Raw genomic sequence first — 15,811 nt, 5'->3', positions numbered from 1 at the left:
ATCTATGTAATTATTATATAAAACTAATAGAAATAATACAAAGATACATTTTTGGAAAGTGAGTCTTCCTATCCGAGTGTAAATATGGTTATGTGAGAGTAAATCTGGATATCCAAGAGTAAAATCTGGTTATGAGAGAGTAAATGGAGTTATGTGAGAGTAAATCGGGTTATCCGAGAGTAATTCCACCATTAGAAAAAGAGTGCTGTTTTTCAGCACCCCAAAACAAAATTAAATATATAGTTTTGGAATAGAAGGACCGTTGTGTTGTTTTCGCTCTACGACTTGCTCGTTTTCCAAATTCCTTTTCGTTTTCGGTTTTCGTTTTGGTTGTTCTTCTACTTTGACGGATTGCTCTTCCGTTATAGGGGTATCATCGCCCCCAGATTTTTCCTCAGTAGGTAGATCTTTAAATCCCTTATATAGTTTCCACATCATAGGGAGATTCTTTACGATTGGTCCGTATTGTTGAATCATTGGACCAAATGATTGGGCTGTCTTTAAAACCTGTTGCGTATTATTTATGAACCCTGTGAGACTGTCAGGATTGCTCAGGGTTTGAAGTATGGAGCCGACTCCTCTAGAACTATTTGAAACAGCACGGTTTGCAGTTTGCATACCTCTAGGACCGGTCAATTGATTGCCCTGCTTTTTTCCACCAAGTAATTTGGATAGTAATCCGCCGCCATTTCTTCTTCCTTGTCCTCTTCCCATCGTTTGTCCCCTCATAGGTCTGCCGCCGTTAAATTGGTGCTGGTATCCCATCATTCGTACATTGCCTCCATATGGATTTCTCATTTGTTGTTGACCCCCGAAAGCTCCGGGACCCATCATATATGGACCCATATGCCCTTGAATGGGAAATCTCTGTCTAGGCTGCTGCATCCGTTTGTCCTCCTCTAAAATAAAGCCTTATGCTTTAAGTTATGCAGTTTGGAGAATTTGGTTTAGGGATATACACAAGGATAAACTGTAAATTTTCATGATTAAAAGTTGTTTAAAGGTAAAAGATGATAATAACTGGTTATTTATATCAATCTTTACTATAATGATACGATGGACAGAAAAGTGGAAGCTCTTGCTAAGGTGAGAAACTTACTCCATAAACGGTAGATATTAATATATAAGGAGCAATAACATGAAGCAAAATCGTTTTGAACGTTTTAATTTTCAGCCTTTTATTATAGAAGCAGTTAAGGAACAAGGTTTTTTTGAACCAACTGAAATTCAAGAACGGATGATACCATTAGTTTTAAAAAATGAAAGTGCAATTGGTCAATCACAAACTGGAACAGGGAAAACACTTGCTTTTGTTTTGCCGATTTTAGAACGAATCAATCCAGAACGCCAGGAGGTACAAGCTGTCATCACTGCGCCCACAAGAGAGCTTGCTTCGCAAATCTATCATCAAATTTTAAAGGTGACAGAGCATTGCAGTCCTGATAAGGCAATCATGACTAGATGTTATATTGGTGGAACAGACAAGCAAAGGACCATTGATAAATTAAAGATACAGCCACATATTGTGGTAGGGACCCCAGGTAGAATAAAAGACCTGATGGTTGAACAAGCACTTTTTGTGCATACTTCAGAAGTTCTTGTCGTGGATGAAGCCGATATGATGCTTGATATGGGCTTTATTGAGGATTTGGATCAGGTAGCTGCGAAAATGCCTGAGAAATTGCAAATGCTAGTATTTTCAGCAACCATTCCAGAGAAACTTAAACCGTTTCTTAAAAAGTACATGGAAAATCCGAAAACGATTCACATTGATGCGAAAAGAAAAACGGCAGAAAATTTAACTCATTACCTCTTACCATCAAGACACCGAAATAAAAAGCAACTAGTTCATGATGCGCTTATTCAATACAACCCATATTTAGCAATTGTTTTTACTAATACAAAAAAAATGGCTGAAGAAGTGGCGAACTTTTTAATAAATAAAGGTCTTAAGGTTGCCCGCGTTCACGGAGATTTAAACCCCCGTGAGAGGAAAAAAATGATGAAGCAAATACAGGATTTAGAGTACCAATATATTGTTGCTACTGACCTGGCTTCAAGGGGAATTGATATTGAAGGAATCAGTCACGTTATTAACTATGAGTTACCTACAGATCTAGACTTTTATGTTCACCGCGTGGGTAGGACTGCGAGAGCTGGTAATACTGGAGTAGCTCTTACAATATATGATATATCTGACGAGGATGCATTGAACCGCCTTGAAAAAATGGGGATACAATTTAAGTACGTCGATCTTAAAAAAGAGGAATTTGTTGAATTAGAGGATCGAAATAAAAGAAAAACCCGTGTAAAGAAAGAGGACGAAGCAGAGAAGACGGCCAAAACTATGGTCAAAAAACCTCAAAAAGTAAAGCCGGGTTACAAAAAGAAAATGCAGTGGGAAATGGACAAGATTAAAAAACGTCAAAGAAAATTAAAGAAGAAGTAAAACGGGAAGGGAGAGAAGAGGTTTGTTGAAAATAGGTTCCCATGTTTCAATGAGCGGTAAAAAAATGTTATTGGCAGCTAGTGCGGAAGCTGTTTCGTATGGAGCAAATACCTTTATGATTTACACTGGCGCTCCACAAAACACGAGAAGGAAAAAGATTGAGGATTTGAATATTGAAGATGGTAGAAGGCATATGGAAGCCAATGGTATTTCTGAAATTGTTGTCCATGCTCCATACATTATCAATATCGGGAATACCACAAATCCTGACACGTTTGAACTAGGTGTAAGATTCTTACGTACAGAAATTGAAAGAACTGAGGCCATTGGTGCCAAACAAATTGTATTGCATCCTGGTGCACATGTAGGTGCTGGTACGGAAGCCGGTATAAAGAAAATCATTGAAGGCTTAAATGAAGTTTTAACCGGAAAAGAGCAGCTGCAAATAGCATTGGAAACGATGGCAGGCAAAGGTTCAGAATGTGGGAAGTCGTTTGAGGAATTGGCGATGATTATGGATGGCGTAAACTATAGTGACCGGCTCTCGGTATGTTTTGATACATGTCATACACATGATGCAGGATACAACATAGTCGAAGACTTTGATGGAGTGTTAAATGAATTTGATAAGATTATTGGTTTAGATAAATTAAAAGTTCTTCATATCAATGATAGTAAAAATGCTGTAGGTATGAGGAAAGACCGTCACCAAAATATCGGCTTTGGTCATATCGGCTTCAAAGCACTGAATTATATCGTTCACCATCCTCAGCTGAAGGATATCCCGAAAATTCTTGAGACACCATTCGTCGGTGAAGATAAAGATAATAAAAAACCGCCCTATGCATTCGAAATCGAAATGCTCCGTCAACAAAAGTTTGACGAAGACCTGCTGGATAAGATAATACAAGGGTAACAAAGAAGCTGTGCTTTGGGGCACAGCTTTTTTTAATCTGGCTGTGTTAAGCCAATTATTGATTTTGGCACTCTGTTGATTTGCGCGGAAGGCACGAAGACTCCTGCGGGAGGACGGGGGAGGGGAGACCCCACAGGCGCTTCAGCGCCGAGGAGGCTCCCCGCACCGCCCGCGGAAAAGCGAAGTGCCTGGAGCGCAAATCAACAGACCTAATAACACAGCCTGATTTTTACTTGGTAAATTGAACAAATAGTTTATTCACTTCTCTTGCCACTTCAGGACCTGCAATTTTTGCAATTTCTTTAATCAATGCCAACCTTTCACGGTCATCAAAAATATTCACATTTTTCCCTTTTAAGTACTGCGCAACCTTATATGCTTGCTGCTTATTTACTCCGATATTAAATTGTTGTGCATACTTGAATAGTTCATCACCAGTAATGGTATTAATCTTATGATTTATGACGGTTTCAAAAATCTTCACACTCATCACCCCTTCATCTACTGTATGAAGGGAGAAAATGGAGTGTTACAAAATGGGAAAGAGGAAATTAATTAGAATCCTGTAAAGGTAAAGACTTTACATTAGTAACTTCCTATTGTATACTACTTTAAGTTAAATCGGAATGATTCTTAAAATTAAGGTGTGAGTGTATGAAATCACAATCTATTATTGAAATAAAAAATCTTTCTTATCGATATGAAAAAGATACAGTCTTAGAAAACATTAACATCTCTGTTCCAAATGGTTCATTTTTGGCGATTGTTGGTCCAAATGGTTCTGGGAAGTCCACGCTGTTAAAACTGATTTTAGGACTATTAAAACCACAAAAGGGAGAAATCCATTTATTCGGACAAGACATAAGTAAATTCAAAGATTGGCAGCAAATCGGTTATGTATCGCAAAAGGCCAATTCATTTAATACCGGTTTCCCTGCCACAGTATTTGAGGTAGTTTCTAGTGGATTAACAAAGAAGCTTGGGTTGTTCCGCTTTTTTCAGAAAGAACATACACAAAAAGTCCATGAAGCATTAGAAGCTGTTGGTATGAGGAAGTTTAGTAATCGAAATATCGGTGAGTTGTCAGGGGGGCAGCAGCAAAGAGTATTTATTGCCCGTGCCCTTGTGAGTGAGCCCAAGTTGTTAATTCTTGACGAGCCAACGGTTGGGGTAGACGCTGAGAATGTAAACTCATTTTATCATATGCTCGCAGACTTAAATAGGCAGCGGGGGATTACACTCCTTTTAGTTACACATGACATTGGAACCATTTCAGATAAAGTGACCCATGTAGCTTGTCTAAACAAGCATTTACATTTTCATGGCGAAACGAGTGAATTTGAAAAGCATCGCAGTGAAGGGATGTCTGAATTTTATGGGACGGATGTCCATCTTCTTTCCCATCACCATGACCACGGAGGCGTTTATAAATGATTCAAGGAATTTTTCAATATGAATTTTTACAAAATGCCTTCCTGACAGGAATTTTGATAGGATTCCTTGCACCCCTTTTAGGTGTCTTCATCGTTGTGCGACGGCTTTCATTAATTGCGGATGCCCTAAGTCATGTCACATTGGCGGGAATTGCAGCCAGTCTATTACTTGAAAAATACTTTGTTGCATTAAGTGGCTTAAATCCGCTTTACTTAGGAATGGTCTTTTCAGTAGGGGGCTCACTGTTCATTGAAAAGTTACGGGGCGTTTACAAACATTACCAAGAGCTCGCTATCCCAATTATTTTATCAGGCGGCATAGGGCTGGGTGTCATCTTTATTTCCCTTGCTGATGGTTTCAATACGGATTTATATAGCTATTTATTTGGAAGTGTTTCTGCTGTAAGCCGTACAGATTTATGGGTTATTTTTGTAATCAGTATCGTCGTTGTGATCACGGTCATTTTATTATATAAAGAGCTATTTTTATTATCTTTTGATGAAGAGCACGCTAAAGCCTCTGGGATAGCTGCAAAAAGCATTCATTTTATCTTCATTATCATGGTGGCACTTGTCATTGCCGCTTCTATGCGAATTGTGGGAATCATGCTCGTTTCTTCATTAATGACGTTACCAGTGGCAGCAAGTATCCGCATTGCCAAAGGATTTAAACAAACAATCTTTTTATCGATTGTTTTTGGAGAAATAGCCGTTCTTGGAGGACTGTTCAGCTCTTATTATTTAGACCTTGCTCCTGGTGGAACGATTGTTATGATTGCAGTCGCTATTTTAGTATTTACCATCGTTTACAAAAAAATAATGATTAAAAATCACGTTTCACAAGGGGGTGCAGCAGGATGAATGTAAATGAAGCCATTCAATTCTTAAAAGAAAATGGATTTAAACAAACGGGAAAAAGAGAAGATATGCTTCAATTATTTGCGGACAACGATAAATATTTAACAGCGAAGGATGTCTTAGATGAATTGAAGGAAGACTATCCAGGGCTCAGCTTTGATACCATTTATCGGAATCTTTCTCTTTTTGTTAAAATGGGAATTCTTGAAATGACGGAACTATCTGGTGAAAAGCATTTTCGATTTTCCTGTTCACGCCACCAGCATCATCACCACTTTATATGTATGGATTGCGGTAAGACAAAAGAAATTGAAACTTGCCCAATGAACAGCTTAAGTGAGGATTTAAAAGGGTATGATATTTCTGGACACAAATTCGAAATTTATGGACGTTGTCCTGAATGTCATTAGAAAAGCTACAGCGCCTCGCACAGGGGCGACAGGCTAGGCGCTGTAGCTAGACAGACAAAATAAGAAAAGCATGGCTTTATAACAAAGCCATGCTTTTCTTACTTTTCTCAAGCCAATTTTTCACCCAATCATTAGCTTCATACCAATTATTAACTCGGATAACACCATTAGGAATCGGGTCTTGATTATAAGGCGTATTAAACAAAAGAACAGGGATGTTACACTCTTCATGAATCATGACTGCATTATCATGCTTATCCTCAAGAAAAACATCTACATTGTGATACTTAGCTGATGCAACCTTGTCATGTGAACCAATTAATTCAATATGGTGATAATACAACCCATTTTTTTTAAACCAGGTCTTTGTATTTTCCAAAAGTTCTGGACCACGTGCACTAATGAAAAATAAATCATGTTCTTTTTTCCATTTGTTTAGGATTTTTTCAGCACCCATAGCAAGTGGAGATTTTTCATACATAAGTGGTTCTTTTTCAATAAACCATTTAGAAAATTCTTCATCTGGAACGTTAACAACCTTATTTAAGTCATATTCAATAATATCGTCTAGGGTAAGGTTAAGCCCAAATTCTTCATTAATAAAGGGTATAAGTGCAGAAGGGCACGTTACGGTCCCATCAATATCAATTCCAAATCTTTTCCTCATATGTAGTCACCTTCAACTGCCAAGTTTTTTAACTTTATTTTACCATACTAAAATGATGAAAGTTACAAACAATAATTAATGCTCCTATTACTGAAAGTGAGGGATTCGGATGGAAGATAAAAAAGACACGAAAGTGGCTGGGTATCTCCCAAGTCCAAAATCTAACCAAAATAGTACAAATAGCTCTTCGGAATATAAAGAAGAAACAGCCACTGAAATTGCAGTGCCTGTAACCCGACCATCGTTCCAGGAAAAATCAAAGAATGGTTCAGGGGCCGGCACGGGTACTAATGCTGGTACAAACTCTTCAGAATATAAAGAAGAAACAGCTGCTGAAATTGCAGCGCCTGTTCCTATAACCCGACCATCGTCCCAGCAAAAATCAACGAATGCTTCAGGGGCTGGCACTAATGCTGGTACAGGAATGGGCTGGGCTGCTTTAGCGTTATCTATTTTATCACTGTTTGTAATGCCGATTCTTTTTGGTGCAGCAGGTATTGTGCTAGGATTCGTTGCCAGACGTCGAGGAGCCGAGGGGCTTGGCGCGTGGGCAATCGGGATAGGTGCCATTTCGATTATCGTCGGTATCTTTATCCTGCCGTTCTTTTAACAGCAGCTTGCAAATGTAGGGGCAAAAAGAAAAGTTATAGTGCCTAAGCGCTATAGGTTAGACTAAAAGAGAAACCCGGCAGCTTTGCCGGGTTTCTTAATGATTTTATTTGGTTACTTCTGCTTCCTCTAATGCCTTTTTCTGAAAATATTCCTCAGCAATTTGATCGATTTCTTTTTTCAATTCATCGACTAACTGGTCCTCCGGAACTTTACGAACGATTTCACCCTTACGGAATAGTAAGCCCTCACCACGTGCACCTGCTATACCAATGTCAGCTTCTCTGGCTTCACCAGGTCCGTTTACTGCACATCCTAAAACTGCTACTTTAATTGGCGCTTTTATTTTTGAAATATAATCTTCCACTTCATTGGCAATACTGATTAAATCAATTTCAATTCTGCCACAGGTTGGACACGAAATTAACGTTGCAGCATTCGATGAGAGACCGAATACTTTTAAAAGCTCTCTGGCAACTTTAACTTCTTCAACTGGGTCAGCACTTAAGGAAATACGGAGTGTATTACCAATACCTTTGCTAATAATTGCTCCTAGTCCTGCCGCGCTTTTTACAGTACCAGCAAATAAAGTACCTGATTCTGTAATACCTAAGTGCAGAGGATAATCGAATGCCTTTGAAGCTTTTTCATAAGCTTCAATTGCAAGGTTAACATCTGAAGCTTTCATGGAAACAATAATATCATGAAAATCCAGGTCTTCAAGGATTTTGATATGATGGAGAGCACTTTCGACCATTCCATCAGCAGTAGGATAACCGTATTTCTCGAGTATTCTTTTTTCGAGCGAGCCTGCATTTACACCAATGCGGATTGGAATTCCGCGTTTCTTGGCTGCATTCACAACTGCTTCTACTTTTTCTCTTTTTCCGATGTTTCCTGGATTAATCCGAATTTTATCGGCGCCGCCTTCAATGGCTTTAAGCGCCAATTTATAATCAAAATGAATATCAACTACTAAAGGAATATTAATTCTCTTTTTTATTTCAGGAATCGCATTTGCTGCTCTTTCGTCCGGGCAAGCAACACGGACAATCTGACAGCCAGCTTCTTCTAGACGTTTGATTTCAGCAACGGTTGCTTCCACATCATGTGTTTTAGTAGTGGTCATGCTTTGTATGAATAATTCGTTACTTCCGCCAATTGTTAAGTTACCAACCTTAACGGGACGGGTTTTCGTACGATGTGTAATTTCACTCAAGGAAATTCGCTCCTTCAAATTGGATTCGAATAATAGTTAGTTTAAACATGCACCTATTATTTTATCAGTCCTTTGCCAATCTTGACAAGACAGACGCTTTTGTCTCCCTATTTAGAGTAGTCAGGAAACTCATAAGTGGAGCCAATTTGAATCTTTTCTGGAGATAAACCAGGATTTAAGCTTTGAAAATCTTCAATGAGTTCATCAATTGATACAGGTAACGGCTTTTTTATATGATTTTCTACTATTGATATCAAGGTTTCACCGGGTTCCACTTCAGCTTCAAAAGAGTCCATTGAATTGTTAATGTTGGTCATTGTCGCAACCGTTGGCTCTGTTTTTTGGGTTTCCTCTTTCGGCAGAGTCCCTGCTGTTAAATCAATATATATTACATAAATAGTAAGAAGTCCAAATAAAAAAAGGCAAATTCTTTTCATGGGATAGGCCTCCAAAAGGGAATGTTTGTACATTCCTATGCTTGTCCACTTCTATATAGAACGAAAAAACGCACCTAAGGGGTGCGTTTAATTCTCAATATTTGTTTTTTCATTTGGAATTTCCTTTATGGCTAAAAATAAGATGATGATCTCAACAAACCAATTAATATAAAAGCTATTTGGTACAGGTGTATTAAGGGCGCTCATAATCGTAAAGAAAACCGTTGGCAGCGTTACACTATAGGCGCCCACTCTCCATAGGTGGCGATAACTAATACTTCTGCCAGCAAGATTTTTTAATAATAAACCAATCCAAGCTAGAATTGACACTTCGATGAAGCTTACGGCACTTGATACAAGAAACATAAAAATCGAAATTACAGGAATAATGATTCCCTTCATCCCATCAACGGTATCAACTATATCGATAAAATCTTCTTTCGTAAGTGTTAAACCTTCCATCATAGAGTAGGAATAGGAATCAATTCTTCCAGCTGCTGCGACGGTAATTTCGCTCTTCAGCAAAGCGATGGCATTTCCCTTGTCCTCCACATCCTCGTTTGTAATTACACCAGTTGGATCTACAATGATGGAGAAATCGCCTTTATCAATGGTTATAGGTACATCCGTCTCGGCAGAAAGGGTTCCATTTTCTATCGTAAAAGAGGGGATATCATCGTTTATGACTGATTTAGTACTTTCAATTCCCGCATTAAGCATTGTATTTAAGTAAAAAATCGCTGGCAAAATGGATAAGAAGGTAAGAAAAAACACATATAAAATGGTTTTTCCAATCCCTTGAAAACGGAATGAAGCAATATCCTTTGGAGAATAAATACTTTTATAAAATTGCTTGAAAATATTCATAATTACCACCTTAATAAAGTTTCACCCTTCTATTGTAGCTTTAGGAGCTGATATAAACAAGAATGATGAATTATGAAACTAATTGGAGAGATGTGCGTATAAGGTAAGAAGGTAAGAACTAAAACTTCAAAAGGATGGAGAAATCATGGAGATCGTTTATTGGTCAATCATTATAGTGCTTTTTATCATTGGGTTTGTCGGTCTGGTATATCCCATAATCCCAAGTGTTTTGTTTCTTTTAGCCGGATATATTCTATATGGTGTCTTTTTTTCATTTGAACCTTTCGGGTGGTTCTTTTGGGTGATTCAAAGTTTTTTTATTATCCTATTGTTTGTCGCAGATTATATTGCCAATATGATTGGGGTACAAAAATACGGTGGTTCAAAGGCTGGCGTATGGGGGAGTACAATAGGACTTTTAGTCGGGCCATTCATTATTCCGTTTCTGGGAATTCTTGTTGGGCCGTTTATTGGCGCTGTAGGAGCAGAGCTTCTGGTTAATAAGCGGGATTTCAAGAACAGTTTAAAAATCGGTTTTGGGTCTGTTGTAGGATTTATTAGCAGTGTCATAACGAAAGCAATCATCCAAACCCTCATGATTGTTTACTTCTTATTAGTTGTTTTTTAAATGGAAATAATCCTCCTCAGGTCATGAGGAGGATTATTTAATTTACGCCACAAATTTCATAGGGACAGTTTTGGCAGTCTACTACTTCTTTTAGATATCTGATATTCTTTAGCGTGAACTTTTGCTGATCATAGGAAATGATATCTTTTTCCCGCAATTCTTTTAAAGCACGTTGAATGACCTCTCTAGTTCCGAAGGTTAAATTGGCAAGTTCCTGATGTGTTAGTGGCAGGTCAATAAGAATACCATCCTCTGTCATCACACCATAGGTATTACAAAGACGAATGAGAATAGAATAGAGACCGCCTTTTTTTCCGTTCATGATAAGATCCTGGCATTTCATTTGTGCTTTTAGGTAGCTAGTGCTTAACCAGGATACAAAAGCATTCATAGCATCTGGATCATTCCTAATAAAATCCTCAAATTGCTCTTTTTTGATCGCAAGAATGTCGCTGTCTGACAGGGTCTTTGCATAAAACTGATAGTGAGGATTAGATTTAAATAGTTGATATTCAACAATCATTTCACTGCTATTTAATATTTTTAATATAAAATCCTTCCCGCTCATGTGTACTCTCCCTAATGCGACTGTTCCACTGAGCAATAGGTATGCATATTCAACCGAGTCCTTTTCCTGAAAAAGAACACTTCCTGCTTTTACTTTTATAATTTGTTCTGTTTTCTGAAAAAATTGTTCTAATAAACTATATATGGAAAAACTGCTTTTTAGCATATAACCATCTCCTTTATACCCTTCAATTTGATTTAATCATGTATTAACAATCTATCACCAGTCGAAACATGACAATTTATTGAAAACTATTAAAAATAATGAATAAAATTTTCCTTGGAAGGATATTGTATATTTGTTAGGAGCACTGAGCTTTTTATTTGAAAGAAAACACTTTCTTTGATAATCTTAAGCTACAAAGCTTTAGGAATATTCTAAAATTGTTTTGATTTTAGACATATCTTTAAGGCTAAAAAACTTTTGTATACATAGGAGGAAATACCATGGCATTTGAATTACCACAATTACCTTACGCTTATGATGCGCTAGAGCCTCACATTGACAAAGAAACAATGAATATTCACCACACAAAACATCACAATACTTACGTAACAAACTTAAATAATGCTCTACAAGGCAATGATGAATTATTAGCTAAATCAGTTGAAGAAGTTATTGCTAACCTAGATGCAGTTCCAGAAGCAGCACGAACTGCTGTACGTAATAATGGCGGCGGTCACGCTAACCACTCATTATTCTGGCAAATTCTTGCACCAAATGGCGGCGGTGCACCATCTGGTGAGCTAGCTGACGCAATTAACAATAAGTTTGGCAGCTTTGAAGGTTTTAAAGACGAGTTTGCAAAAGCAGCAACTACTCGTTTTGGATCAGGCTGGGCTTGGCTGTCTGTTAATAATGGTGAATTAGAAGTTTCAAGCACACCAAACCAAGACTCACCTTTAATGGAAGGTAAAACACCTATCCTTGGTCTTGATGTCTGGGAGCATGCTTATTACCTTAACTATCAAAACCGTCGTCCTGATTACATCTCTTCTTTCTGGAATGTTGTTAACTGGGATGAAGTTTCAAAACGTTACACTGCAGCGAAATAATAATAATTACATTAAAAGACAGCTGATTTTTTCAGCTGTCTTTTTATTTTTTCGTATAAAGGCTCCCTCCTTGTTAAAGAATAACCCTTATCACAAAGGGGAGTTACTATGGCGAAAAAATTTAAGTTTTTAGGTGACGTAGAATTAACAAAAGATTTATCCTTGCTGTTAATCATTGGTGGTTTATATTCTTTAAGTGTTTCACTATCAAATACTTTTGTGAATATTTATTTATGGAAACAAACGGGAGAATATTCAGACCTTGCGCTTTATAACCTTTCGATTGTTATTTTACAGCCCTTAACCTTCATCCTAGCAGGCAGATGGGCGAAAAAGATTGATCGCGTTAAGGTGTTACGAATTGGAGTCAGTTTTTTAGCGATATTTTATTTGATGGTTTTAATAACTGGTAAAAATGCTTCAACCTACTTATTACTTTTAGGAAGCCTGCTTGGAGTTGGATATGGATTTTATTGGCTGGCTTATAATGTTCTGACATTTGAAATAACTGAACCTGAAACAAGAGATTTTTTTAACGGCTTTTTAGGAATATTATCTTCAACAGGCGGGATGATTGGCCCTATTGCTGCTGGAATTATTATTACTCGTTTTGAAAAGTTTACGGGGTATTCGATTGTATTTGGAATATCACTTTCTCTCTTTGCACTTGCCGTATTCTTAAGTTTTTCATTAAAACCACGTCCTGCAAATGGCAAGTATGATTTTAGAAGGATATTAGCAGAAAGAAAGAAAAACGAAAACTGGCGGCTTATTACAAATGCGAATTTCTTTCAAGGACTTAGAGAAGGGACATTTTTATTTATTATCTCGGTACTGGTCTACATTTCCACTGGAAGTGAGCTTGCTCTAGGCACTTTCGGGTTGATTAACTCCGGAATTTCCTTCATTGCCTATTATGCTGCATCCCGGTTGATTAAAAAAAACAGGCGAAAAAAGGCAATACTTATTGGTGGTATTATCCTTTATATAGCTGTTTTGATTATCGTCTGGGATGTTAATTATGTTAAACTTTTAATTTACGCAGCGATGATTGCCATTGCTTATCCTATTTTGCTTGTACCATACATGTCCACTACATATGATGTGATTGGGTCTGCTTGGAAAGCGGCCGAAATGAGAATTGAGTATATAGTGGTCCGTGAAATCTATATTAATCTGGGGAGAATCGTTTCGATACTGTCCTTTCTAGCAGCAGTTACTTGGTTTAATGAAAAGCAAAGCATTCCAATTCTGCTATTATTTTTAGGTGCTGGACACTCGCTGATTTATTTGTTTGTAAGACGAGTCCAATTACCTGCGGCGTGACACGATGAGTAATACTTTTTACTCATCGTGTTTTTTTATTTGCATATTTTTTGAGTGTTTTGTTGGATGTTGTCAATTGGAAAGTCTTTTTCATAGAAAGTACGGCGGTTTTCCGCTAAAATAAGGCTTATCATGTCGAATTGACAAGGAAGTGAGAAACTTGGTTATTAAAAAGAAAAAGAAGCCGCATGTCAATTTTCGCCTGAACATGCTTTTCTTCGTTATATTTATGCTGTTTTCTGTTCTTATCCTGCGTTTAGGTTTAGTCCAAATTGTTTACGGAGAGGATTTTAAACGTGAAATCGAAAGAACGGAAGATATTACTGTTAACAACCCGGTGCCTCGGGGAAAAATGTTTGACCGGAACGGGAAAGTTATTGTAGATAATACACCGTTAAATGCGATCACCTATACAAAATTTCAGGATACAAGCCAAGAAGAAATGCTCAAAACCGCTGAAGTTTTGGCACAGCTGATTGATAAAGATATTTCAAAAATTCGTGAACGTGATAAACAGGATTTTTGGATATTAAAAAACCCTGAGAAAGCAAAAGAAAAAATTACAAAGAAAGAATGGGACTTATACGAACAAGAAGAACTAGATGATAAAGAAATTTATAATCTGCAGTTAAAAAGGATTAAAAAGGATGACCTAGCTAGTCTAACTACAGAAGATCTAGAAACACTTGCGATATTTAGGGAATTTAATAGTGGATATGCTCTAACGCAACAAATTGTAAAAAATGAAAATGTCACTCCTGAAGAGTTTGCTGTAGTTAGTGAAAACTTAGAAAGTCTGCCTGGAGTTGATACGACTACAGATTGGGAACGATATTATGCTTTCGGAAACACATTAAAAACCGTACTTGGTAATGTTACTTCTTCTGATGAAGGCTTACCTGAAGATAAACTAGAAGAATACCTTGCTCGTGATTATAGCCGAAATGACCGGGTCGGCAAAAGCTATATTGAGCTTCAATATGAAGATGTCCTGCATGGTCAAAAAGGTAAAGTGAAAAATGTTACCGACAAAGCGGGCAAAATCTTGTCCACTGAAGTGGTTTCCGAAGGACAGCGCGGAAAAGATCTTGTCCTAACAATTGATATGAATCTGCAGCTTGAAATTGAAAAAATCATTGAAGAAGAACTTTGGAATGCAAAGCAAAATTCTAAATCTGCTCTTTTAGACCGTGCTTTTGTTGTTCTAATGAACCCCCACACTGGTGAAATATTAACCATGGCGGGTAAACAAATTGCTAAAGATAATGAGACAAATAAACAAGAAATGCGTGACTTTGCTCTTGGAAACATCACCACTTCTTATAACGTTGGTTCCGTTGTTAAAGGCGCAACGATATTGACCGGTTATAATACCGGGGCAATCCAACCAGGATCGACCCAATATGACTCACCTTTATTGATAAAAAATACACCTCCAAAATCTTCTTGGAAGAACTTTGGAAGTATTAACGACCTTAGGGCCCTTCAGGTTTCATCAAACGTTTATATGTGGAAGACAGTAATTGAAATGGCAGGTGGACAATATGCACCGAATAAGCCACTTCCACTAGACGTAACTGCTTTTGACACGATGCGTCAATCATTCAGTCAATTTGGTCTAGGTACAAAAACCGGAATTGACCTTCCAAATGAGAGTACTGGTTATGCCGGACCGTTGAAGCAGCCTGGTTTGCTTCTTGACTTGGCGATAGGTCAGTATGATACCTATACAGTTATGCAATTAGCACAATATGTTTCAACGATTGCGAACGGCGGGTATCGAGTACAGCCTCATATAGTAAAGGAAATTCGTGAACCAGTCCTAGAGAATAACGAATTAGGTCCAATTGTTCAAGAAATTGAACCTACGATTTTAAATCGAATCGATGGTAAGGATGAATGGATTGATCGAGTACAGGAAGGCTTTAGAATGGTTATGCAAGTAGGCGATGGTACCGGTGTTAGTTCCTTTAAGGGTGTAGATTACAGTCCTGCAGGTAAAACAGGTACGGCTCAAGCGTTTTATGATGGCCCAGAGCGAAAGAAATTTGGGAAAATACCGCCTGAGGTAATGAATTTGAGTCTTATAAGTTATGCACCGTCTAATAATCCAGAGGTGGCAATGGCTGTTTTAGTTCCATGGGCATACCAAGGGAACAGTGGTCCAGCTACAGCCAATATTATTGGCAGAAGGGTTATGGATACCTATTTTAATCTAAAAAAACAAACTCAAACTGATGGTACAAATGTTGTTAATCAAAATGAAGGTACGACTGAAAATACCGATACACAACAAAATAATCAATAATTAATTTCCAAAACACCTGTCTTGAAACTCAAGACAGGTGTTTTTTGATAGTTTTTTTAAT

General features: G+C 37.6%; 17 protein-coding genes. 10 read left to right on the top strand and 7 right to left on the bottom strand.

Annotation, left to right across the window (positions count from 1 at the left end; translation table 11 throughout):
• Positions 1–231: 231 nt before the first annotated feature.
• A complete protein-coding gene (locus F4694_RS08660) occupies positions 232–885 on the bottom strand; it encodes a YqfQ family protein (RefSeq protein ID WP_257029177.1) in 654 nt (217 codons plus the stop codon).
• A gap of 253 nt (positions 886–1,138) precedes the next feature.
• Here F4694_RS08660 and F4694_RS08655 point away from each other — a divergent pair, with 253 nt between their 5' ends.
• A complete protein-coding gene (locus tag F4694_RS08655; RefSeq protein WP_179596845.1) occupies positions 1,139–2,449 on the top strand; it encodes a DEAD/DEAH box helicase in 1,311 nt (436 codons plus the stop codon).
• A 22-nt stretch (positions 2,450–2,471) separates the two neighbouring features.
• On the top strand, positions 2,472–3,365 hold the full coding sequence (locus F4694_RS08650; protein ID WP_179596843.1) for a deoxyribonuclease IV: 894 nt from the start codon (positions 2,472–2,474) through the stop codon (positions 3,363–3,365).
• Between the two features lie 229 nt (positions 3,366–3,594).
• Here the strand turns inward: F4694_RS08650 and F4694_RS08645 are convergent, their stop codons facing one another.
• Positions 3,595–3,849: a DUF2624 domain-containing protein gene (locus F4694_RS08645; RefSeq protein ID WP_179596841.1), complete on the bottom strand. Its 255-nt coding sequence runs from the start codon at positions 3,847–3,849 to the stop codon at positions 3,595–3,597.
• A 170-nt stretch (positions 3,850–4,019) separates the two neighbouring features.
• Between F4694_RS08645 and F4694_RS08640 the strand changes: the two genes are divergently transcribed.
• Genes F4694_RS08640 through F4694_RS08630 form a run of 3 tightly spaced genes read left to right on the top strand, consistent with a single transcriptional unit; the run spans position 4,020 to position 6,066 of the window.
• Entirely contained in the window at positions 4,020–4,799 is a 780-nt protein-coding gene (locus F4694_RS08640; protein ID WP_179596839.1) for a metal ABC transporter ATP-binding protein, read from the top strand.
• Positions 4,796–5,659, top strand: a complete 864-nt coding sequence (locus F4694_RS08635; RefSeq protein WP_179596837.1) for a metal ABC transporter permease — start codon at positions 4,796–4,798, stop codon at positions 5,657–5,659. Before F4694_RS08640 ends, F4694_RS08635 begins: the two co-directional genes overlap by 4 nt.
• Entirely contained in the window at positions 5,656–6,066 is a 411-nt protein-coding gene (locus F4694_RS08630; protein WP_179596835.1) for a Fur family transcriptional regulator, read from the top strand. The genes F4694_RS08635 and F4694_RS08630 overlap by 4 nt, the downstream gene beginning before the upstream one ends.
• Positions 6,067–6,142: 76 nt before the next feature.
• Here F4694_RS08630 and F4694_RS08625 read toward each other — a convergent pair whose 3' ends face one another.
• Positions 6,143–6,733 (bottom strand): hypothetical protein, encoded by a 591-nt coding sequence (locus F4694_RS08625; protein WP_179596833.1) that lies wholly within the window; start codon positions 6,731–6,733, stop codon positions 6,143–6,145.
• 109 nt (positions 6,734–6,842) lie between these two features.
• Here F4694_RS08625 and F4694_RS08620 point away from each other — a divergent pair, with 109 nt between their 5' ends.
• Positions 6,843–7,343 (top strand): DUF4190 domain-containing protein, encoded by a 501-nt coding sequence (locus F4694_RS08620; protein WP_257029176.1) that lies wholly within the window; start codon positions 6,843–6,845, stop codon positions 7,341–7,343.
• A 105-nt stretch (positions 7,344–7,448) separates the two neighbouring features.
• On the opposite strand, the gene ispG is transcribed toward F4694_RS08620, so the two are convergent.
• From ispG to F4694_RS08605, 3 genes are all read right to left on the bottom strand, one after another.
• Positions 7,449–8,552 carry a flavodoxin-dependent (E)-4-hydroxy-3-methylbut-2-enyl-diphosphate synthase gene (gene ispG, locus F4694_RS08615; protein ID WP_306073827.1) on the bottom strand — a complete coding sequence of 368 codons (1,104 nt, stop codon included), beginning with the start codon at positions 8,550–8,552 and terminating at the stop codon, positions 7,449–7,451.
• 116 nt (positions 8,553–8,668) lie between these two features.
• A complete protein-coding gene (locus tag F4694_RS08610) occupies positions 8,669–8,998 on the bottom strand; it encodes a LysM peptidoglycan-binding domain-containing protein (protein ID WP_179596831.1) in 330 nt (109 codons plus the stop codon).
• An 87-nt stretch (positions 8,999–9,085) separates the two neighbouring features.
• Positions 9,086–9,865, bottom strand: a complete 780-nt coding sequence (locus F4694_RS08605; protein ID WP_179596829.1) for a DUF1189 domain-containing protein — start codon at positions 9,863–9,865, stop codon at positions 9,086–9,088.
• Between the two features lie 145 nt (positions 9,866–10,010).
• Here F4694_RS08605 and F4694_RS08600 point away from each other — a divergent pair, with 145 nt between their 5' ends.
• Positions 10,011–10,493 (top strand): DUF456 domain-containing protein, encoded by a 483-nt coding sequence (locus F4694_RS08600; RefSeq protein ID WP_179596827.1) that lies wholly within the window; start codon positions 10,011–10,013, stop codon positions 10,491–10,493.
• A gap of 37 nt (positions 10,494–10,530) precedes the next feature.
• On the opposite strand, the gene F4694_RS08595 is transcribed toward F4694_RS08600, so the two are convergent.
• Positions 10,531–11,226, bottom strand: coding sequence for a Crp/Fnr family transcriptional regulator (locus F4694_RS08595; RefSeq protein ID WP_179596825.1), 696 nt, complete (start codon positions 11,224–11,226; stop codon positions 10,531–10,533).
• Between the two features lie 281 nt (positions 11,227–11,507).
• Between F4694_RS08595 and F4694_RS08590 the strand changes: the two genes are divergently transcribed.
• The 3 genes from F4694_RS08590 to F4694_RS08580 all read left to right on the top strand — a co-directional run bounded on the left by F4694_RS08590 (position 11,508) and on the right by F4694_RS08580 (position 15,750).
• The gene (locus F4694_RS08590) at positions 11,508–12,116 is read left to right on the top strand and encodes a superoxide dismutase (protein WP_179596823.1); all 609 of its coding nucleotides are present in this window, start codon (positions 11,508–11,510) and stop codon (positions 12,114–12,116) included.
• A gap of 108 nt (positions 12,117–12,224) precedes the next feature.
• Positions 12,225–13,442 carry an MFS transporter gene (locus F4694_RS08585; protein ID WP_179596821.1) on the top strand — a complete coding sequence of 406 codons (1,218 nt, stop codon included), beginning with the start codon at positions 12,225–12,227 and terminating at the stop codon, positions 13,440–13,442.
• A 208-nt stretch (positions 13,443–13,650) separates the two neighbouring features.
• Positions 13,651–15,750, top strand: coding sequence for a peptidoglycan D,D-transpeptidase FtsI family protein (locus F4694_RS08580; RefSeq protein ID WP_179597115.1), 2,100 nt, complete (start codon positions 13,651–13,653; stop codon positions 15,748–15,750).
• The last annotated feature ends 61 nt before the right edge of the window (positions 15,751–15,811 follow it).

Origin of the sequence: Neobacillus driksii, assembly GCF_013409995.1 — a bacterium.
GTDB classification, from domain to species: Bacteria; Bacillota; Bacilli; order Bacillales; family Cytobacillaceae; genus Neobacillus; species Neobacillus driksii.
Note: the sequence above shows the minus strand (reverse complement) of the source record. Positions and strands in the feature narration are given on the sequence as shown.